We start from the raw sequence: 20,356 nt of genomic DNA, 5'->3' as shown, positions 1-20,356 counted from the left end.
CTACTCCTAATGGTCGTGTGATGCGCCAGATTTTTCAATGTCGGCTTTAATGATGTAGCTATTATTGGTGACGTACTCTGTGCCTGCATCAATGCCGCCAAGTACCTCAACCCATTCACCAGCTTCACGACCCAGTTCCAGCATTCTCACTTCGTATTGCTCGCCAACCTTGGCATACACAACGGTAAAGTCCCTGAAAGCCTGCAACCCAACGCGTTTAACTGCTAAGGGCACATCAAAAGTGTCGATTTCGATTAACGCAGATACAAAAGTACCTTCACTTAATAACGCATTGGAATTGTCAACTTCAGCAAGGAATAATCGAGCTTGATCATTTCGAATCGTAAGTCGATTTCCGTTTATAGCTGTGGGAATTGAGGCGTCCTGACCATTAACCATCAAGGTAACCGGAGCAGATTGTTTAACCGACATAAAGTCCATCGGGAACACCGCAAGCTCCGCAATAAGTTTGCTAGGCTGAGTAATTTCAAGCAATATTCGCTGTCCCGTTTGTTCGCCGCTATTGGCAAGCTGTTCAGTGATAACGCCCGCAATCGGCGCTTTAATTTGATTGGACTGTAAGCTTTCGTTACTTTCGATGGTGAGTAAAAGCTGTCCTTCTTTGACTGTATCTCCCAAGCCAACATGCACTTGTTTGATTTCCCCTTCAAAACGGGCTTTAATTTGACGCTTTGCATTCGCTGGAAACACTAGCTTACCGTATACTTTGATGGTTTTATGTAAGCTGGCAGCACTGACTATTTCGGTATCAATTTCCATCGCTTTTGCCACTTTATCTTGAATCAACGTGCGGCCTTCAAAATTGTCATATTGCCACGTATAGGGTTTACCTTGATGACGAGCGCTGACAGAAACAACAAACGAATGTGGTTCGTAGATTACCGTATCGCCTCGCAGGTAATCGCCTTCGGCCCTGAAGTTGATGTCATCAATCCGCTTACCCAAGCGCGTTAATTTGATATTTAATTGCACTTTCTGAGGCGCAACTGACTTTTCATCTTGAGTCACCCACACTCTGAATTCGGGCGGGACACCTGTTTCAAATATAGATAGTTCAACTGCAAAGTCGCCATCTCGTAACATTCTGCCGTTATTTGGGCCTTTTTCAGGCTCGGGCTCCTCTGCTACGGCTGACGATTCAGCCAATGCCGCATTGGGTGTTAGCGCACAAGCTATTCCAAGCTGCCACAAAAATACAAAAATAAAGAGTCGTTTATTCATTTTTTTCTCACTTAATTGGAAAGGCTTGCACCAGTAAGGCGCTGAATTTCAATGTGTTGAAGGTGTATAGCCTGATATGCATCAAGCAATTGCGCTTGAGTACTTAGCAGCTCTTGTCGAATAGACGTCCACTCTAAATAGCCAAGTCGGCCTATGTCATATGCCTTACTGGCTTCTTCAGACGCTTTTTCTAGCAACGGGATCACTCGCTCGGTGAGCGTGTCGATAACATGTTTACTGTGTTTCATATTTTGCAATAATACGAACAACTGAGTATTGAGTTTGCGTGCCAACACATCGGCTTGGCTTTGGTATACAGCTCGTTTAGCTTGGATAACTTGGACCTCGCCCAAGCTGCGTGCATCATTACCAAAAGGAATTGAGACACTCGCAACTAAACCAAAATCATCGGTGCTTTCATAGCGCCTTATCCCCGCTGATACCTGCCATTTAGGTTTAGCTTCGATACGAGCGAGTTCTATTTGTGACTGCGCAACACGTTGTTGATTGGCAAATGCCAATAGAGCTGGATGCGCTTTTAGTTTGGCTAATTGAGTAGATAAATTTTCGATAACAGGGACATCGAGTAAGTCGCCTTGAGGCACATATTGATTGGGTTCGCCTCCCCACTGCGCTACCAACTGATAACGACTCGCCTCTAATTCATGCTCTAAATCTTCAACCTCCAAACTTCTTCGTACAAGCTCTGCTTCAGATTGTAGCTGTTCAATGGATAGGCTTTTACCCGCCTTTACTCTTCGCGTTATGGCAGATAATGCACCATCGGCCTGTTGCTCAGCCAGCTTTGCTAGTTGTAGTCGTTGCTCTAAAATCAGTGCTTCAATGAACAATTTTGCTGTGTGTGCAGAAATATCTAAGGCTTTTATGTCCCTTTCAAAATCGACTTGTGTTGCTGCATTCTTAGCAACATTCACGCGACTATCGATAGCACGTTGCTCAAGCACCCAAGCGATACTCAGTGTGCTTTGGGCTGCATCAAAGTTGCTGTGCGTGCCGGTTCCCATTGCATCTTCAATCGTTAACCCAATAGTTGGTCTGGGCAAAACTTTAGCTTGTTTTACTCTTGCATTGAGCGCATCGCGCTGATGGATAAACACCGCCATTTCAGGGTGCTCGGACAGCGCAAAGCCAATCGCTTGGGACAAATCTAGTGCGTCTTTATTATTCACCTCTTGCGAATGTGCTAACTGCGGTAGTATCAGCAGCACCGCAGCGAGTGTTAAGTAAATGCAGCGTTTGTTTAGGACTAAAAACCGAGCTGCAATCGGTTTTTTGATTAAGCAAAAATTTAAATAGTTTTGCATGTGTTATTCCTTAAGAATGAGTAAAAACGGATTCGACTAGATGATGAGTGACATCCACTGCAACTATGGTGCAACAGAGCATTACCGCCATAAAAGCGATGAGAACAATGACTGGCATTGATTTTCTAGTCGGTGTTAACAACTGATGCACTCGTAGAGAAATATCATCAGCACCAAAAAAGCTCAGCGACGTGTTGGACTCATTTTTTGGTGAAGCGCTATTCAACCTGACCACTTTTACAAGTGTCGCTGCAACATCTTCAGCTGAGTGAAGTAATACTGTAGATTGATCTGCAATATGCTCGGTCAATAACGCGTACTTTGTATTTAAAAGCTGGGCTAATTTTTTCGGATAATAAGCAGATAAAAAAGCTATCAGGAGTTTAGTTAGCGGGTCTCTATTGCGAGCGTGGGCAAACTCATGCTCTATGACGATATTGAGTTCTTTATCGTTAAGTTTATCTGCCAGACCTTTAGCAACATAACAGATGGGTCGAAAAAATCCTGACGTAAATGCGGTAGGGATATCACTGTCAATTATCTGAACACCTCGTTGAATTTGAGCGTGATCCTCAGTCATCGAAAAATGCTTCAAAGTATAAATCGCGTTACTTTGTCGGTAAAGTTGTGTCCCTTTAATCGCTATCAAGCCGAGGCTAAATAAGGCAAACACTACAACACTAACCCCATGCCAACTGGCTAATTGAAAGACGTAAAGATGGTGCCAATGCGCGAAGCTTTCCATCCAATTGTATAGAGCCGTTTCTTCAAACAACGGACTTAAAAAAAGCATGGTCATCAGACCTAACACCCAAGGACCTAACACCCATGTCAAAATCAACGTTTTCTGAGACTGAATAGAATAAGAACCGATAAGTTTGCCAAAAACAGTCCATGCGATAGTTAGCAATAATGCCCCCACAAAGAATCCAAGCAAAGCAATGGTGATTAGATTCATAATGACGGCTACATCACTAATCAGCACTACTATCGCCTTTTTTAAGTTGCTGGCGTTGGATCTCAATTAGCTGCTCAAGCCGGTCAAGTTGTGCTTCATCCATTTCAGTAGATACTGAAGAAAATGCCGCAATCAAGCTACTTTCACCCTTGCTGACAAAATCACTGGCGACGCTATCAATCAACTTAGCGATTAAGTCATTTCTTGCTACCTCTGCACGGTATAGATAAGCGTGCCCTTGCTTTTCACGACTTAATAATCCTTTCTTAAAAAGGCGTTCTAGTGCACTTTGAACCGTATTCAGTGAGCTATCGCGCTGCTTTGCAAGTTCAGCATGTACGCGTTTAACATCGACACCTGGCGAAGACCACAAATATTGCAATACTTGTTTTTCGAGTTCACCGAGAAACATAGAATGACCTTTATTAATTTTCATCATGTGTTTATACTGCCAGAATGAAAACCGACAGGCAATCGGTTTTAACGTTAAAGGTAAAAATATGGGTTGGTTAATTACCAAGTATCTACTTACCGCAGGAATTATTGTTGGCGTTTCTGAAGTCGCTAAGCGTAATGACAAGTTTGGTGCGTTGCTTGTTGCACTGCCAACAGTCACTATTTTGGTGGTTATTTGGCTCTACTTAGAAGGGCAGCCGACCATAAAGATCGCTAATCATGTGCGGTATACGTTTTGGTATGTTTTACCGACACTGCCATTATTCCTGATTTTTCCTTTAGTAATAGAACGTATTGGTTTCTGGGCTGCACTTTTTACTGGCTCAGTGGTGTCAGTCATAAGCCTATTCGCACTTACGTTGATATTGAGACGGTTTAACATTTATTTACTTACTTTTTCATAAATGCAGGTAGATAAGGAAATCACCCATTTGATAAAGCGCTTTTCTCTGTTGACTTTGAATCGATTCCCAAAAATGCAGAAGTAGTCATTTCATCAGCCCTACCTCACAGGTTTAACTATTTATTAGGTAGCTAATTTATTGCGACCAGCCATCGGTTAAGGTACCTAAAAACACAACTATGTCTTCGACTTCTTGTGATGTCAGTTTAAGATCGCCGAGTTCGTCTTTATTCACATTCTCGGCTATTTCTGGGGTAGACCATTTTTCTTCGATATCTCGTGAATTATAAAATTCAACAGCCTCAGTTAAGTCGCTAAACAAACTGTTATGCATATAAGGGCCAGTAACTGTGATGTTACGCAGAGTAGGTACTTTAAACTTACCTAATTGTGCAAGACTATCAAGAATGTTTGGGTTGTCGGCTAAACCTCTATCAACAAAATTTTCACCCAAAGGGTTATGTTCAACGCTTGCTTTTAAAAATGCTAATTCTGGATTTTTTGGTAGACCTAAGTTGTCATAAGAAAAGTCAGTAAACAGCGGCCATTCGCCGTTTTCACCTATTTGGCTTTGATGACAGGCGGCGCAATTTCCTTTATCTTCGGCTTCGTATAGCTGTAAACCTCTTGTTTCTTGCGGGGTTAGCTGAGTTTTACCACGTAAATAAGCATCGTATTTAGAGGTAAATCTTGGTGTGAAACTATCGCTAGACTGAAACGCGACCAAAGACTTTGCAATCAAAGTTGCTACATTGTCACTGTCTTGCCAAAGCTCTGTTCCATAGAGTGACTCAAGCACCTTTGCATATGGACCAGACTTTATCCGCTGTGCGAGTATTACCTTGGACGGTAATGCCATTTCAAGAGGATCAAGTAACGGCCCTAAAGCTTGCTCTTCTAATGTTAATGCTCGGCCATCGACAAAAAAACCACCGATCCAAGTTTCATCTTCGTTATTGAAATGCCAAGCAGGCGTCAGACTAGAATAACTCAGGCTAGGTGCATTACGTTTGCCGAGTAATCTAGGTGTAGCCCCTGGAGAAACACTCACATCTTTATGTGCATAAGCATGTTGTGGGTTGTGACAACTGGCACAAGACTGGCCTTGAGGCTCAGATAAGCGGGTGTCAAAAAAATATCTGTTGACCGAGATTTTCTAAGGCTGCTTGTGATGGCTGCGGTTCAGAAATAGAAGTTTTGCTGTTAACAGAAAATGAGCAACCAAGTGCAGCACAAAAAATGACCCCGTAGGCTAAGCGGTACTTCATTAAGCAATATTCTCGTTACAACCGTCTTTGCACTCGCCATATAAATACAAACTATGGTGGGTAAGATCCATGTTATTTTTAACGGCAATCTCTTTTTGACACTGTTCAATTATGTCATCTTCGAATTCGATGACTTTGCCGCATTTTAAACACACTAAGTGATCGTGATGATTTTTGTTGCTTAATTCAAATACTGATTTGCCACCTTCAAAATGATGACGCTCCACTATTCCTGCATCGTCAAATTGGTTGAGTACTCTGTAAACCGTGGCTAAGCCAATATCAGTTTTTGCTTCCAATAACAATTTATAGACTGTATCGGCACAGATATGTTGGTGAGCGGGATCTTGTAAAATATCGAGGATCAACATACGAGGGTGAGTCACTTTTAGCCCCGCTTTTTTAAGTTCTCTATTTTGATCCATAATAAGCCTCTCATCATTCTTAACCTGAGCAGTTGCTAGAGTTGACTCACAGGTATTGGTTAATTAATGACAAGTGTAACGACAACTGCCCACCAATTGCAAATGATAATCGTTACCATTACCGATTTAAATTAATCTTAAAAAATGACAGATTGCTTTTTTAGCCCTTTAAGTGGCCAGTCATCATGTTTCTGAGCGATTAGTAACATTTCATTATTCACTTTGTAAATCAGGGGGGATCCTTAAAGTATGCCTATTCATCACTCTTCGATAATACCTATTATGGAAACGTCTTTTTTGAGTGCTATTTCTGAAGGTAAAACATTCTCTCGCGATAAGTGCTCAATACCTTCAATCCTCCCCTTTATCAATACTTTGATTTTGCCAGAAACTTCTTGATGGGTGTGAAGACAAGTGTTTTTCACGCACAACCCAAATAATAAAATTTTAAATCAAGTACTTACACAGTATTAGTGCACCAGAATTGTATTTTTAACTAGACTATTTACATTGCACAGCATAAATAAGAATCATTATCATTTAGATTGACATTTGTTATTCTGTTTTTTAAAGTACCCGCACATCAAACTCCTAATTCAACATTTACACCTACAGAACACACATAAGGAACTTCAATGAGTAAGCTGTTTAAGTATCAAACCCTAGCAACATGTATTGCCATGGCATTTGGTATGAATGTTAATGCACAAGAAACTAATAATGAGGCAAGTGAAACTAAATCGTCACTAGAACGAATGGTAATCACTGCTACGGGTTTTGAACAAAAACTAACCGCTGCTCCAGCCAGTATTTCTATTATTACGGAAGACGATATTCGTAGCCGTCCTTTTACAACATTACTTGATGCCATTAAATATCAGGAAGGTGTAGATATTGGGACTAGCCGTGATAAAACCGGTCAAGGCTCTATTAGTATGCGCGGCCTAACCAGCGAATATTCATTGATATTAGTTGACGGTAAACGTCAAAATAACCATGGTGACATATATCCAAATAACTTTGGTGGTAATGCATTTGGGCATATCCCCCCTATGGATGCCATTGCTCGAGTAGAAGTGATCCGTGGACCAGCATCGACATTATATGGTGCGGATGCGTTAGGTGGTGTGATTAACATTATTACCAAAAAATCAGAAGGTAAGTGGTCTGGCTCTGTTAGTTTTGGTCGTAGTTTACAAACTGATGACCAATTTGGTGATGATATCACTACAGATTTTTCTGTTATGGGGCCTTTAATTGAAAATGTCTTAGAGCTTAGTTTACGGGGTAGTGTTTATGAACGTTTGGCGTCGTCACCAGAGTTTGCTCCAGCAATAGATCCCAACGGAACTGTACATGAACGTTCATTAGGTTTTGGAAGTGGCGGTAAAACAGTAGACAATACTAATCAACAATACGGGGTATCTTTACTTTTCACTCCAGGAACCGCCCATACTATTCGTTTTGATTACGACAATTCCAATCAAAAATATGACAACACTCCAACTTACAACATCAATTCCGGTAAAATTATTTATCCGCTGGGTACAAAAGACAATATTGAAGCATTATGGCGCGCATCTAAAGGCCAAGTTTCACCTAGAGCAGGTTATGCTGCCGATCAAGAATTTGATCGCCAATGGTGGTCATTAACTTACGATGCAGATTGGGATTTTGGTAGTTCGTTTATTTCATTAGCTTATGTGGACACACAAAATAATGGCCGCACTATGCCCTTAAGTGTTGCTGAACGTCAGTTATTACAAACTATGTATGATGGCGAAGGCGATTATGCTGGCATGACTGAAGACGATCGCAAAGCCTTAGCTGAACAGACATTTTTACCTAGACCCCAACGTCCACTAGAAAGTAGTCAATATACATTGGATGCACGTCTAGACATTCCAGTGACTAATTTTGCAGGTAACCATAATTTAGTGATTGGCGGTCAAGTAATCCAAGGTGAATTACTTGACGGTGTATTTGGAATGGAAAATAACGCCACTAATGGTGTACAAGAGCACAACATTTACGCTTTGTTTGTAGAAGATAACTGGAATGTCATTGAGCCATTAACCATTACTGCTGGTATTCGATATGATAATCATGATGTGTTTGGCAGTAACCTATCACCACGTTTATATTCCGTTTACACCTTGTCAGAGAATTGGACAATAAAAGGAGGGGTTAGTACTGGTTTTAAAACTCCAAAAACCACTGATCTATATGATGGTATTACTGGTTTTGGTGGCCAAGGCACCTCACCCTTTGCTGGAAACCCAGACCTACAGCCTGAAACCAGTGTAAATAGTGAGATTGCATTATATTGGAGTGATGCGGTTGATGGTCATAATTTTAACATCACTTACTTTAATACTAGATTCAAAGACAAAATTGCGTCTGGTGATTCTATCCGTAGCTGTGTGGCGACAAATAATGTTCGTCCTTGTGTGAACTTAGGCGCCTATGACGAGTTGGGTTACAGCACTTATAGCCAAAAAATTAATATCGATAAAGTGGATATTCAAGGCCTTGAAGTGGCCGGTCGTATCAGTATCACAGATGATTGGAACTTTAGCGCCAATTATACTTGGACTGACAGTGAGCAAAAAAGTGGTCCACAACAAGGACAACCTTTAACTAATACTGCTGAACATATGGCAAATATCACAACCGATTGGACAATTACCACTAAGTTAAATGTTTACCTACAAGCTGAAATCCGCTCAGACCGTTATCGGGATTGGGATAACACGCTTGATCACGCTTTGTATTACAAAAATTACCAAACATTGAATCTTGGCGCTCGTTATAAACTCACTGATAGTGTCAGCGTAAATTTACGAGTCAACAATTTACTCGATGAAGACTTTACTTCTTACTCAACTTATTACGCTGATCTAAATAATGATGGTCAATTTGAGTACCTAAGTGGCCGTGGTCAAATAAGCGAAGTGGTATTTACTGATGACTACAACATCAAAGATAAAGCCCGCAGTTTCTGGGTAAGCCTTAACGCTACTTTTTAACTAATTCTCGAAGGGGGTTTTTACCCCCTGAATTTTGAGGAATATTGAATACACAATGAACTTAGCTCTAGGTAACGCTCGTCAATGGCATTGGATAAGTGCAGCCATCTGTATTGTGGGCATGTTATTTTTTTCGTGGACTGGCATAACACTTAACCATGCGGCGGATATTCCTGCTAATTCAGATATCACCACCATTGAAGCTAATGTCCCTGAAGTGATGTTACAAGCTTGGCAAACCACTGCTAAAAATGAAGATACTTTGCCTAAAAATATTAGGCAGTATTTATCGGCCGAATATCAACTAGATATTTCTGCCAGGTTAGTGGGTGAACTGAATAACGGCGAATTTTATTTAGCCATGCCCAACCCTGGTGTGGATGCGTGGCTTTCAATCGATATTGAAAGTGGTGAATTAATTTATGAAAAAACTAACCGAGGTTGGATTTCATTTTTTAATGATCTACACAAAGGCCGTTATACCAATACTGCTTGGGTTTGGTTTATAGATATTTTTGCAGTGTGTTCAATTGTATTTTGTTTAAGTGGTTTATGGTTGCTCTATAAACAATCAACATTTCGTTTGTCAACATGGCCAATAGTGGCATTAGGCATACTTTTACCCTTAGTTATAATTTTAACCAGTTTACATTAAGCGTTATAACAATGTTTTTTGCTAGGTGCGTTTATCTTAAATGCCTTGGTCTTTTACTAGGTTTATTAAGCTTAAATATTTGTAAGGAAAATGCATGAAGTTCAAAACTTTTTTAGGTTTACCCCTTGTTTATTGTCTTGTTTTTGGTGGCTTTAGTTATGCCGCAGACAATAGTTTATCGGTGGAAGTAGAAATTCCTCGTATGAATGTGGCCGAATATCATAAACCCTACGTAGCGGTTTGGTTAGAAGACAGTAACCGTAAAGCAACACAAGTTGCCTTATGGTACGACTTGGATATGAAAGACAATGAAGGAAAAAAATGGCTGAAAGACATTCGCCAATGGTGGCGACGTGTAGGCCGAAAATCCGAACAGCCATTTGATGGTTTAACTTCAGCAACCAAAGGTCCTGGTAAACATACATTGTCGATAGATTTGGATGCAAAACACTTGGCAAGTATCCCCTCAGGTGATTATCAATTACGCATAGAAGCGTCTAGAGAAGTCGGTGGCAAAGAGGTCATTAACATACCTTTTTCTTGGCCACCTAAAGCCAGTGATTATCCTATATCAGCCAAGGGCAGCTCAGAATTGGGCCGTGTAAGTATTCAACTTAATTAACAAATTTTAATAAAATAAAGGAATCAAATAATGAAAATATCTAGACCGTTTAAGGTGTTAATCTCTATGGGCATGCTCGTGGGATTAAGTTTTAATGCTTCGGCCCATAGAGCTTGGATAGTACCTAGTAGTACTAACTTGTCTGGTGACGCTCCTTGGGTAACATTTGACGCTGCCGTGTCAAATTCTTTGTTTGTACCAGAACATGTACCATTGCGAGTAAAAGGGTTAATGGTCAAAGATCCAAATGGCAACTTAGTAGACGTGGAAAATGCCCATACAGGCAAATACCGCACAACTTTTGACTTAAATTTGGTTACAGAAGGTACTTACAAGATTGGTTATGCTTCGGGTGGTTTACGTGCCTCTTGGAAAGATAAAGAAGGTAATCGTAAAAGATGGCCAGGACGAGGACAAACTGCCAATGATGCGGATTTTGCTACGGCCGTTCCCAAAAATGCTGATGAGTTACAAGTATCACAAAGTTACCGAACCTTAGAAACATTTGTCACAGCGGGTGAACCCAGCAACAAAGTATTTAAACCCACTAACTCTGGTTTAGAGTTAGTACCTGTTACACATCCAAATGATTTATTTGTTGGCGAAACGGCTAAATTCCAATTTCTGTTTCAAGGTAAACCAGCTGTTGGCGTTAAATTAGCTTTTGTGAAAGGTAATACGCGCTACCGTAACGAACAAAATCAAATTGACTTAGTCACTGATAAAAAAGGTTACGTGAATGTCACATGGCCAGAAGCGGGTATGTACTTGCTTGAAGCTGAATTTGAAGATGATCTTGCACAAGCCCCCGCCACTAAAAGAACAGCTAGTTATGGCGCAACATTTTCTGTGTTACCTGAATAACTATTGGCTTAATGTTTCCTGATTAAAGTAAATTTATGCAAAGCTTGTATCTAACAGTAGTAGTCATTGTCGCTTGGTTTGTGCTTTGTGGTGTTATGTGGCGTTTACACAAAGCGCGACAAAGTGTAGACACTAAACTTAACAGTTCTGTGTTAATTGTATACGCCAGTCAAACCGGTAATGCACAAACCATTGCCCATAATTGTGCTCAAGCTTTGAGTTTATCTACCTCAAGTGTCATGGCATTAAATAATGTGACACTTGAGCATTTAAATCAGGTAAAAAAAGTACTGTTTGTAGTGAGTACCTATGGTGATGGAGAAGCACCAGATAACGGTAACCTCTTCGCAAAACACCTCAACAGTGAATTACCGACAGCAGATGAAAAACAAGCTACTGCTGCGGGCACCTTGGTTTTGAGTCATTTACAATATTCCGTAATTGCATTAGGTGATAGTAACTACCCTGAATTTTGTGCCTTTGGTTTTCACGTTAACCAAGTCATGTTAGAGGCAAAAGCTGAGTTGTTAGAAGACGTCATCACAGTTGACAATTATGATGAACAACATACACATTTAGCAGACATCACACCTAAGTGGCTTAATCTTCAACAAGACCCCCAACAAATTACTGCAGTCTCTTCTCCACAATATTGGCAATTAATTGGCCGAGAAATACTTAATCCTGGATATGACGACGAGGCGTTATTACAACTTAGTTTTAACAGTATTGGAGCGACGCCAGTTTGGCAAGCAGGTGATTTAGTCGACATCCAACCACAACACCCCGTTGATCGAGTTGCAAGCTGGTTAGATAAGAACAACTTAGATGGCGAGTTATTATTAACTTACAAAGGGCAGCAACAAAGCTTAAGGGCATGGCTTGCGGTAAGAGAATTATCAAATTCCTGTCCACCTATTATTGATGACTTATTAGAGCAGTTACCTTACTTAAGTAAACGTAGTTATTCAGTTGCGTCTGTTTCTGAAAATGGACAATTGCAATTAGTGGTACGATTATTAAGAAAGAATGATAACTCCTTAGGCTTGGCTTCTGGCTACTTAGGACATTATTGTCAATTGGGCGACATAATCCAAGGGCAAATTAAGTCCATTACTCAGCATCATAACCATCAACTAAACAAACCCATTATATTAATTGGTGCAGGTAGTGGTTTAGCCGGTTTAAAAGCCCAGTTAGCAGCACGAATACTAGCTAAGCGGCAAGGTAACTCAGACATTGGGGATAGCTGGTTAATTTTTGGCGAACGAAATAGCGATCCTCAATTACCTATTAATCAACTTTTAACTTCTTTAAAAGAAAAAGATCTGACTAAACTAAGCTGTGCTTTTTCACGAGACAGTCAACATCCTAAATATGTACAAAATATACTGCTAAATGAACAGTTATTACTTAAGCGGTGGCTTGATAACGGCGCGGTAATATATGTATGTGGTTGTTTATCAGGTATGGGAGAAAGTGTTCAGCAAACCTTACTCGAAATATTAGGACAAACGGTTGTTGAAAAACTACAACAGCAAGGAAATTATATTCGGGATGTTTATTAAGCTAACCAATATTTTACTGTTAACCTGCCTATCTACTACTGACAATTTTACGCTAAATGCAAAATATAAGATCACAGGCTTCATATTCGATTTTATCTAATCCCTTAATATTCAAGATCTAGCCATAAATAATAAGCTCGGCGTGTCAAAAACATCCTTAAAAAAATGAAACAACAGCTGTGAATGCTCCCCTAAAAAGTTTTCAAAAGATGTATCAGTACGCAATTTTGGGTGTTACCTGACCCCATAAGTGCCTGTTGTATAAATCAAACTTATAGTTTATTTTGATTGTAAATTAAGTGTTAATGTAGAAAGCAATCTTGAAAAGTGATAACTGGCCAACAATTGAGGAATATTTCCATAAAGCTCTGGAGTTACCGGTTGGATCTAGACTTGATTTCATCACCCAAGAATTTGCAGACCAACCTGACATTCAACAAGCTATTATTAGTCTACTAAAACATACCAACGAAACCCAAGCACTTAGCCAAATTGTAGGAAAAGCCACTAATAGTGTTTCTGACTCTCAGCAACACAGCTAAAAAAGACACCCAATTTTAAAAAATCTAAGAGTGTCTTTGGACACTGATTACTTTTTAAGCGTTCATTTATTTAACTTAAAAACTATACACTAAAGCCATAATTGCTTGTTGTTCATTGTCGTTTTCAATAAGCGGGCTATCTACAATCACATCGTCTAACTGAGTGTATTTCACGTTAGCCATTAGCGACCACTGACGATTAAACGGGTAAATCATTTGAATACCCATCGACACTTTCACTGCGTATTCGTCAACTAAATATTTATTGCGACCTAGGTTTAAATTAGCTTGTTGTGACGTAATTCCGTAATAGTAATTCACGTATTGTTTACTAAAAGCATCCGCAGCTATTGTTACCTTTATTTGCATCCCGCGGTGATTATCAAAGACGGGTACCGTCAAACTAACATTGCCACTACTAGCACCTGAATTATCAGTTACATCGTATGCGATACCTATACGAAGCCAAGACCATTGAGCGTTAGAATGTAGCAGAAGCTCTGTATCTGGAGACTCATAGCCGTCAAACACATCATCTTTTGACCATGTATTAAACAATGAGTACTCAGGATCAAATCCATCGGCTCTGAGATTCAGTCCCCAAGAAAGTGTAAACTCTGTGGTAATAGGAAGTTGATATTTCACTAAGTTTTCAACACCAAACGACCAATTACAATATTGCGCTGAAAAATAGGGTACCGCCGACACTTGCTCATCATTACCAACCCAAGCAGGTGCAGAAGCAATAGCCGCAGCACCAACCTTTATTCGCCAACCTTCACTATTTTGCATCGGGGTTTGCTGCGCATGGGTAGGGTTCTGTTTAGCAAGTAATATTAGTATCAATAACTTAACAACATATAGTAGCTTTTTAGAGTTCATTATAAATTTGCCTATTTGTAAAAATGGCAGTTTATGTAACGACAATAAAACTTACAGGTGTCAAATGTCACAAGGCTTATTCTTTTTACTCATTCACTCACAATTACTCTAGTGTTAAAAACAGATATTCATTTACACTTACACTACAAAATTAGTATTCATGACATTTGACACGTTTAAAGGAATGAGTGGCTTGACATAATGCGGCGGAATTTAACTTATTGGATGACATGGATGAAAAATGAAGGTGGTGGCCTAATACTCGCCATTACAACATGGGCAGCAGTCATGCTGTTTTGTTTGATCAGTTGGTTTAATGGTAATACCGATATCGACCTGCAAACATTACAACCAACACCATTGAACGTTATATTGGTAGTGTCTCTGTTCCTACTGTTTATTTTTGGTTATTTCTTACACGGGGATACATTCAATAAACACTTTAAACTACCAGCTAATAGCCTAGGTTTATGGTTGTCAGGTATTGCTACTGCGGTGCTGTGCACTATTTTCCATTTCGGCCTAATCGGCATTTTAGCCATTATTATTGTCGCTCAATTACCTCGACTGTATTCCTTAAAAACCGCGATTATCATAGGTTGTTTTCTTCCTGCAATTGGTGCTCTAACCAGTTACTTTGTTACCGGTTTACCTTACTTTTTCGAAAATGTGTTGTTGCTTAGCTTATTTAATTCATTTGCCGTAATGTCGAGCCATCGTTTTATCAACGAACAGGCTGAAAAAGTTAAATCCCAACAACTCATTAGAGAATTAAAAGCCACCCAACTATTGTTATCAAATACATCAAAACGTGATGAACGTTTACGTGTTGCTCGTGATTTACATGATTCACTCGGACATAATTTAACCGCATTAAGTTTGCAGCTTGAAGTGGCAAGTCATCAAAAAGTAGACTTAATAATGCCACACATTCTGCAGGCAAAATCTATTGCCAACAGTTTATTATCTGATGTGCGAAAAACAGTATCAGACATTCGAGATAAACAAGATTTTCAGCTCAATCAAGCGCTGGTACTTTTAACTCAAGACATTCCAAATTTACAGGTGAAATTTGATATTAATTTCAATACCAATCAACTTAATGTTCGCCTTTCCACCGTTATTTTCCGTTGTGTACAAGAAGCCATAACCAATGTAATCAAACATGCTAACGCAACAGAGTGCTTGGTTAGTTTGAAGTTAACACAGACAAATTTGATACTGTCAATAAACGATAACGGCCCATCGACACACAACATACTCTTTGGTAACGGTTTACGGGGAATGGTTGAGCGTATTCATCAGATAGACGGTACTTTGTCGGTTGAAAATTCATCAACTGGATGTGATTTAACCATCAAATTTCCGTGGAGTGAGCATTAAACATGACAATTCGAGTGTTGTTAGTTGAAGATCAAAACTTAGTTCGGCTGGGTATTTGCAGTTTGTTAGAGTTAACCGATGACATTACCGTTGTGGCTCAGCTTAGCGATGGCTGTGATGTCAATTCTGTCTGCGCGCAATATCACCCTGATATTATTTTACTGGATATTCGTATGCCTAAAACTGATGGGTTATCAGTACTCAGTAATATGGCAAGGGCAGACATTGCTTGCCCGGTGCTTATATTAACCACTTTTGACGAGCACGATTTAGTCCTGAAATGTATTAAGCTAGGAGCCAAAGGATACTTACGAAAAGATGTTAGCTTAGAATCACTTATTTCGGCGATTCGTTGCATTATTAATGGCGAATTGTGGATCCAACCTGCTATCACTGAACAGGTTCAAAACCATGATTTAATCGCTGGTGCTAATGTTGTTAATCAATTATTTGAAACTCTGACCTCAAAAGAAACACAAATATTGCGGCTAATAGCGGCTGGTTATTCTAATAATGAAATAGCTGGCGCTTTACATAACTCTGACGGCACTATTCGTAATACTGTATCGACCATATTAGCGAAACTCAATGTAAGAGATAGAACTCGCGCCGTAATTACTGCCATGGAACATGGCCTTATATAATAGCTAATGTCCCTAGTCTGCAATGACAATATTTCACGGATTAAACCATATTAACGCAGTTATATGATGGACTCTTTTAAGGCGTCACCATCGAGGTTTTAATCTAGGGATGGATAGTTTGGTGGTTTCAGGCACACAAATAAAAGGAGACAGTGTTACTCTAAATGAATATTTTAATTATTCTTGTTTTTCGCCGACCTACTGACCTGCCCCGCGTATCTTCAATAATCCACAACATTTCCTTCTTTATTTTGCACTGCAAAAATGAAATTATGCGGATGAATACTCTCTAAAACATCATCAAAAAAGATATTAGTAGGCAATTTTAGTCGTTACCTCACCCCATAAGTGCCTGTTGTATAAATCAAACTTATAGTTTATTTTGATTGTAAATTAAGTGTTAACGTAGAAAGCAATCTTGAAAAGTGATAACTGGCCAACAATTGAGGAATATTTCCATAAAGCTCTGGAGTTACCGGTTGGATCTAGACTTGATTTCATCACCCAAGAATTTGCAGACCAACCTGACATTCAACAAGCTATTATTAGTCTACTAAAACATACCAACGAAACCCAAGCACTTAGCCAAATTGTAGGAAAAGCCACTAATAGTGTGTTTGATTCGCAGCAAGATTTGAGCGGCACTATGGCGGGAACATACAAGCTCATAAAGTGTATCGAAATCGGCGGAATGGGGGCAATTTATATTGGGGAAAGAGCAGACAACCAATATGAAAAAAGGGTGGCTGTTAAGCTCATAAAATCGATGAGCACCAGTGAGTATTTGTTGATCCGATTTAAGGAAGAGCGACAAATACTCGCTAATCTGGAACACAATAATATAACGCGCCTAATAGATGGCGGCACAACAGAAGCCGGGATCCCATTTCTAGTTATGGAGTATGTCGAAGGCCTACCCATAGACCAATATTGTGAAAAGCATCAACTTACTCTAAAGCAGCGCTTAGGTCTTTTCGTAAAAGTGTGTGACGCTATTCAATATGCTCATCAAAACTTGGTAGTACATTGCGATCTTAAACCAGAAAACATACTGGTAAACCAAGACGGCGAGCCTAAAGTCATGGACTTTGGTATTTCTCATTTATTAAACAAAACAGAATTAAGTTCAGACGCTCCCCGCTTACTCACCATACAATATGCTAGCCCCGAACAAATATCAGGAGGTACCATAAGTGTATCTTCAGATATTTACTCCTTAGGCGCAGTTTTATATAAAATGCTAACAGGCAGTATTACCTTTCCTGTGGACGCAACGAGTAAAGAAAAAGTACTTGAGTACATTGAGGCTCAACAAGTCACCATCCCAAGTAAAAAGGCCAGCAATAACCCAGTTTCCTATTATAAAAATACCGCGCAACTCATTGATACTGACCTTGATGCCATTGTCACAAAAGCGATTCAAGCTAGTAGCAACGCTAGATACAGTTCTGCAGCTGATTTTGCAGAAGATATAACCCGTAAATTAGAGCAACACCCTGTGCTTGCTCGTTCGACTAGTTGGCATCATCGCAGCTATCTATTTTTTAAAAGAAATGCATTATCCTCAATTATGGGCATAGTACTTTGCCTGTCATTAATCAGTGCAAGTGCCGCTATTTGGTATCAATCAACACAAGTAGAACATCAACGGGACATTGCTCAGCAGGAGCGAGATACTGCAAACACAGAGCAGCAAAAATCCCAAGCTGTTACCAAGTTTATTACGGACATGTTCTACAGTATCGAACCCGACACGACACAGGGTAATGAAGTTACTGTGCTTAAAGTACTGGAATCAGCAACTGAAAAACTTAACGCCCCTGAGCAATCAGAGCTTGCAGAACAACCCATGGTATTGGCTGAAATACGCCGAACAATCGGCAATATATATTGGCAAATTGGAAATCTCCAAGAATCAATTGAACAATTAGAACTGGCTAATGCGATTTACCAAAAATATCCTAGCCTAGATTTAGAAGGACATATCACCACTTTAAATGCATTGAGTAATGCTTACAGTCGAGCAGATCGGCAAAGCGATAGGCGTCTTATATTAGAAACTGTTGTTGCTCAAGCTAAAAAAATACACGGAGCGCAACATGAACGCACAATAGGCTACACGCTCAACTTAGGCGGTTATTATAATGACTCCGGACAGCATCAAAAAGCAATTGATACACATCTACAAGTGCTCGAGGACTCTAAAAAATATTTGGGTGAAAAAAACAAAATGACTGTCCTTGCAATGGCAAGTTTAGGTAATGACTATCTGCAATATGGTGATGACGTAGAGTCGTTAAATTTCTTTAATCAAGCATTATCGTTAGCAAAAGAAACCCTAGGGAACAAACATACATTAGTTATTTATATACTCGAAAGATTAACCACAATTTATAGTAGCCAAGAAGCATTTGATAAAAGTAAACCCTTTACTGAAGAGTTGGTCGCACTTACCGACTCAATGTTAGGAGCGGATCATCAAGACAGTCATAGAGCGAAGTATCTCTATGCCAAATTATTAAACTCTGAAGAACGTTATACAGAATGTTTACAGATCCTTAATCAATCACTGCAAACCCTACCTGACATTATTGGTGAAAATCACTTTCGAGTCATTGAAACAAAAACATTTAAGGCCCAGACCTTATCAAAACTATCTTTGCATAACGAAGCCATTTTGTTATTACTTGAAGTCATCGAAGATGTAACCATCAAATATGGTGAACTCGATAAAGATACGCTATTTAAGTATCATAGTTTAGGGAACATTTACAAAACGTCTGGCGATCTAGATAAAGCCAGAGAGGTGTATACATCAGCGCTACAAAAATGGCAGCGCTTTACAAAAAATACGCCGTCTGACATTAAAGACAAATCCCAATCACTGTACTCTTTATACACAGAATTGTCGGCACTTGATTTAACTAGAAAACAACCATTAAGCGCCATAAAATTTCTTGAACAGGCCATAGAAGTTACCCAAATAGACAGCGAACAAGACTACCCTAACCTAGCCGAAAATATTCAATTGCTGAAAACATTGGTGCAACAACATAGTCCAGATGAGAGTATTTAACCTAAATTCAAGTTATTTAAAAGTATATTGAATATTTACAAATAGTAGCGCCTAACAGTCCATAGTTTTCACATAGATTTAAGGGGTGATTTTAGGGGGATATGACTTTGTGAACCTTATTGAAAATTATAACTTGCGGAGTATGTGATTGTTAATAAGGTAATTATGCAGACTCTACAAGTGCCAATTCCCTATACACCCAAGCCTTTGAAAACTTTAACTCTCGCTCTATTGTTCTCACCGAAACTCCATATAAATCAGCAATTTGCTGAATATTTAAACCGGCAAAAATGTCTAATTCAAGTATTTTAGCCTTGCGCTCATCTAACTCAATTAATCTCTCCAATGCGTTATGTAATGACAGAAATTGCGACAAATCGAATCCAGCATCATTTAACTCAGTGTTAAGTGTAATTTTCAAAGCATTGGCACCGCGTTTCTTGCTACTAATACTCCTAGCATGATCGACTAGGATCCGGCGCATAGTTCTGCTTGCTAATGTATAAAAGTGTTGGCGATCAACAAAACTCACATTAGCATCAAATAAACTTAAAAATACTTCATTTACAAGTGCCGCTGTTTCCAAGGTATGACCCGCACGTTCGCGGCTCATATAAATCCGTGCTCGTCTTTCTAATTCTGAATAAACGATATTACTGATACTCGTCATGGCGGCTTCATCACCGTCCTGCCAATGACTTAATAATTCAGTAATATTTTCTTTGCAAACTTTTGCGGTCATTCAAAATAGCCTATGAGTTGATAGGGTTTTACACCCAAACACTGCTAATTTAATACGTTTATTTGATTGTTCAATTAACAACTAAGAAAGAATGTTAGATGCCAGACAGCCTAACTATTAAATATACAGCCCAACCTTAGGGTAACGCAAATAGATTAGTTTTAAGAAAACAATCACGACTGTGAATTCATTTAAAATACAGAGCCTAACATTCTAAATTTAGCAGCCTTATACCAACATTAGACCATCTTTAAAAAAGCCCTCACTAATTA

The 20,356-nt window shown here is 39.4% G+C and carries 18 protein-coding genes; 10 read left to right on the top strand and 8 right to left on the bottom strand.

The annotated features are described in order from the left end of the window. Positions 1-6: 6 nt before the first annotated feature. From GARC_RS17935 to GARC_RS17920, 4 genes are read right to left on the bottom strand one after another with little or no spacing between them, the layout of a single operon-like run. Positions 7-1,242, bottom strand: a complete 1,236-nt coding sequence (locus GARC_RS17935; protein ID WP_007622820.1) for an efflux RND transporter periplasmic adaptor subunit — start codon at positions 1,240-1,242, stop codon at positions 7-9. Positions 1,243-1,253: 11 nt separating this feature from the next. Further along, positions 1,254-2,567, bottom strand: a complete 1,314-nt coding sequence (locus GARC_RS17930) for a TolC family protein (protein ID WP_007622818.1) — start codon at positions 2,565-2,567, stop codon at positions 1,254-1,256. Positions 2,568-2,577: 10 nt separating this feature from the next. Beyond that, complete coding sequence (locus tag GARC_RS17925) at positions 2,578-3,552, bottom strand: M56 family metallopeptidase (RefSeq protein ID WP_153810958.1); 975 nt, start codon at positions 3,550-3,552, stop codon at positions 2,578-2,580. Beyond that, positions 3,542-3,937 carry a BlaI/MecI/CopY family transcriptional regulator gene (locus tag GARC_RS17920; protein ID WP_007622814.1) on the bottom strand — a complete coding sequence of 132 codons (396 nt, stop codon included), beginning with the start codon at positions 3,935-3,937 and terminating at the stop codon, positions 3,542-3,544. The genes GARC_RS17925 and GARC_RS17920 overlap by 11 nt, the downstream gene beginning before the upstream one ends. An 88-nt stretch (positions 3,938-4,025) precedes the next feature. Here GARC_RS17920 and GARC_RS17915 point away from each other — a divergent pair, with 88 nt between their 5' ends. Further along, a complete protein-coding gene (locus GARC_RS17915) occupies positions 4,026-4,385 on the top strand; it encodes a DUF3147 family protein (protein ID WP_007622812.1) in 360 nt (119 codons plus the stop codon). 135 nt (positions 4,386-4,520) lie between these two features. On the opposite strand, the gene GARC_RS17910 is transcribed toward GARC_RS17915, so the two are convergent. Together GARC_RS17910 and fur are read right to left on the bottom strand one after the other, a co-directional pair. Further along, a complete protein-coding gene (locus GARC_RS17910) occupies positions 4,521-5,537 on the bottom strand; it encodes a cytochrome-c peroxidase (protein WP_081587578.1) in 1,017 nt (338 codons plus the stop codon). 114 nt (positions 5,538-5,651) lie between these two features. After that, complete coding sequence (gene fur / locus GARC_RS17905; RefSeq protein WP_007622805.1) at positions 5,652-6,077, bottom strand: ferric iron uptake transcriptional regulator; 426 nt, start codon at positions 6,075-6,077, stop codon at positions 5,652-5,654. A gap of 692 nt (positions 6,078-6,769) precedes the next feature. Between fur and GARC_RS17900 the strand changes: the two genes are divergently transcribed. The 6 genes from GARC_RS17900 to GARC_RS17875 all read left to right on the top strand — a co-directional run bounded on the left by GARC_RS17900 (position 6,770) and on the right by GARC_RS17875 (position 13,357). Beyond that, positions 6,770-9,106: a TonB-dependent receptor domain-containing protein gene (locus tag GARC_RS17900; protein WP_407636170.1), complete on the top strand. Its 2,337-nt coding sequence runs from the start codon at positions 6,770-6,772 to the stop codon at positions 9,104-9,106. A gap of 55 nt (positions 9,107-9,161) precedes the next feature. Continuing rightward, entirely contained in the window at positions 9,162-9,761 is a 600-nt protein-coding gene (locus GARC_RS17895; protein WP_007622799.1) for a PepSY-associated TM helix domain-containing protein, read from the top strand. Between the two features lie 94 nt (positions 9,762-9,855). Next, a complete protein-coding gene (locus tag GARC_RS17890; protein ID WP_007622797.1) occupies positions 9,856-10,383 on the top strand; it encodes a DUF2271 domain-containing protein in 528 nt (175 codons plus the stop codon). Positions 10,384-10,413: 30 nt separating this feature from the next. Next, the gene (locus tag GARC_RS17885; protein ID WP_153810957.1) at positions 10,414-11,247 is read left to right on the top strand and encodes a DUF4198 domain-containing protein; all 834 of its coding nucleotides are present in this window, start codon (positions 10,414-10,416) and stop codon (positions 11,245-11,247) included. Positions 11,248-11,282: 35 nt separating this feature from the next. Beyond that, entirely contained in the window at positions 11,283-12,815 is a 1,533-nt protein-coding gene (locus tag GARC_RS17880) for a flavodoxin domain-containing protein (protein ID WP_007622793.1), read from the top strand. Between the two features lie 320 nt (positions 12,816-13,135). Beyond that, positions 13,136-13,357 (top strand): hypothetical protein, encoded by a 222-nt coding sequence (locus GARC_RS17875; protein ID WP_007622791.1) that lies wholly within the window; start codon positions 13,136-13,138, stop codon positions 13,355-13,357. Between the two features lie 75 nt (positions 13,358-13,432). On the opposite strand, the gene GARC_RS17870 is transcribed toward GARC_RS17875, so the two are convergent. Continuing rightward, a complete protein-coding gene (locus tag GARC_RS17870; protein WP_007622790.1) occupies positions 13,433-14,239 on the bottom strand; it encodes a MipA/OmpV family protein in 807 nt (268 codons plus the stop codon). Between the two features lie 234 nt (positions 14,240-14,473). Between GARC_RS17870 and GARC_RS26040 the strand changes: the two genes are divergently transcribed. The 3 genes from GARC_RS26040 (at position 14,474) to GARC_RS17855 (ending at position 19,342) form a co-directional block, all read left to right on the top strand. Further along, positions 14,474-15,622: a sensor histidine kinase gene (locus GARC_RS26040; RefSeq protein ID WP_007622788.1), complete on the top strand. Its 1,149-nt coding sequence runs from the start codon at positions 14,474-14,476 to the stop codon at positions 15,620-15,622. 2 nt (positions 15,623-15,624) lie between these two features. Beyond that, complete coding sequence (locus GARC_RS17860) at positions 15,625-16,266, top strand: response regulator (RefSeq protein ID WP_007622786.1); 642 nt, start codon at positions 15,625-15,627, stop codon at positions 16,264-16,266. Positions 16,267-16,684: 418 nt separating this feature from the next. After that, positions 16,685-19,342: a serine/threonine-protein kinase gene (locus GARC_RS17855; protein WP_007622784.1), complete on the top strand. Its 2,658-nt coding sequence runs from the start codon at positions 16,685-16,687 to the stop codon at positions 19,340-19,342. 163 nt (positions 19,343-19,505) lie between these two features. Here the strand turns inward: GARC_RS17855 and GARC_RS17850 are convergent, their stop codons facing one another. Beyond that, positions 19,506-20,084: an ECF-type sigma factor gene (locus GARC_RS17850; RefSeq protein ID WP_007622782.1), complete on the bottom strand. Its 579-nt coding sequence runs from the start codon at positions 20,082-20,084 to the stop codon at positions 19,506-19,508. Positions 20,085-20,356 lie beyond the last annotated feature (272 nt).

The organism is Paraglaciecola arctica BSs20135, assembly GCF_000314995.1.
GTDB lineage: Bacteria > Pseudomonadota > Gammaproteobacteria > Enterobacterales > Alteromonadaceae > Paraglaciecola > Paraglaciecola arctica.
This window is presented reverse-complemented; position numbering and strand designations above follow the sequence as displayed.

Excerpts from the sequence above, each read along its gene's own strand:
- GARC_RS17885 (WP_153810957.1), top strand. The coding sequence starts at position 10,414 with ATGAAAATATCTAGACCGTTTAAGGTGTTAATCTCTATGGGCATGCTC.
- GARC_RS17880 (WP_007622793.1), top strand. The coding sequence starts at position 11,283 with ATGCAAAGCTTGTATCTAACAGTAGTAGTCATTGTCGCTTGGTTTGTG.
- GARC_RS26040 (WP_007622788.1), top strand. The coding sequence starts at position 14,474 with ATGAAAAATGAAGGTGGTGGCCTAATACTCGCCATTACAACATGGGCA.
- GARC_RS17920 (WP_007622814.1), bottom strand. The coding sequence starts at position 3,937 with ATGTTTCTCGGTGAACTCGAAAAACAAGTATTGCAATATTTGTGGTCT.
- GARC_RS17935 (WP_007622820.1), bottom strand. The coding sequence starts at position 1,242 with ATGAATAAACGACTCTTTATTTTTGTATTTTTGTGGCAGCTTGGAATA.
- fur (WP_007622805.1), bottom strand. The coding sequence starts at position 6,077 with ATGGATCAAAATAGAGAACTTAAAAAAGCGGGGCTAAAAGTGACTCAC.
- GARC_RS17860 (WP_007622786.1), top strand. The coding sequence starts at position 15,625 with ATGACAATTCGAGTGTTGTTAGTTGAAGATCAAAACTTAGTTCGGCTG.
- GARC_RS17895 (WP_007622799.1), top strand. The coding sequence starts at position 9,162 with ATGAACTTAGCTCTAGGTAACGCTCGTCAATGGCATTGGATAAGTGCA.
- GARC_RS17850 (WP_007622782.1), bottom strand. The coding sequence starts at position 20,084 with ATGACCGCAAAAGTTTGCAAAGAAAATATTACTGAATTATTAAGTCAT.
- GARC_RS17890 (WP_007622797.1), top strand. The coding sequence starts at position 9,856 with ATGAAGTTCAAAACTTTTTTAGGTTTACCCCTTGTTTATTGTCTTGTT.
- GARC_RS17870 (WP_007622790.1), bottom strand. The coding sequence starts at position 14,239 with ATGAACTCTAAAAAGCTACTATATGTTGTTAAGTTATTGATACTAATA.
- GARC_RS17900 (WP_407636170.1), top strand. The coding sequence starts at position 6,770 with ATGAATGTTAATGCACAAGAAACTAATAATGAGGCAAGTGAAACTAAA.
- GARC_RS17915 (WP_007622812.1), top strand. The coding sequence starts at position 4,026 with ATGGGTTGGTTAATTACCAAGTATCTACTTACCGCAGGAATTATTGTT.
- GARC_RS17930 (WP_007622818.1), bottom strand. The coding sequence starts at position 2,567 with ATGCAAAACTATTTAAATTTTTGCTTAATCAAAAAACCGATTGCAGCT.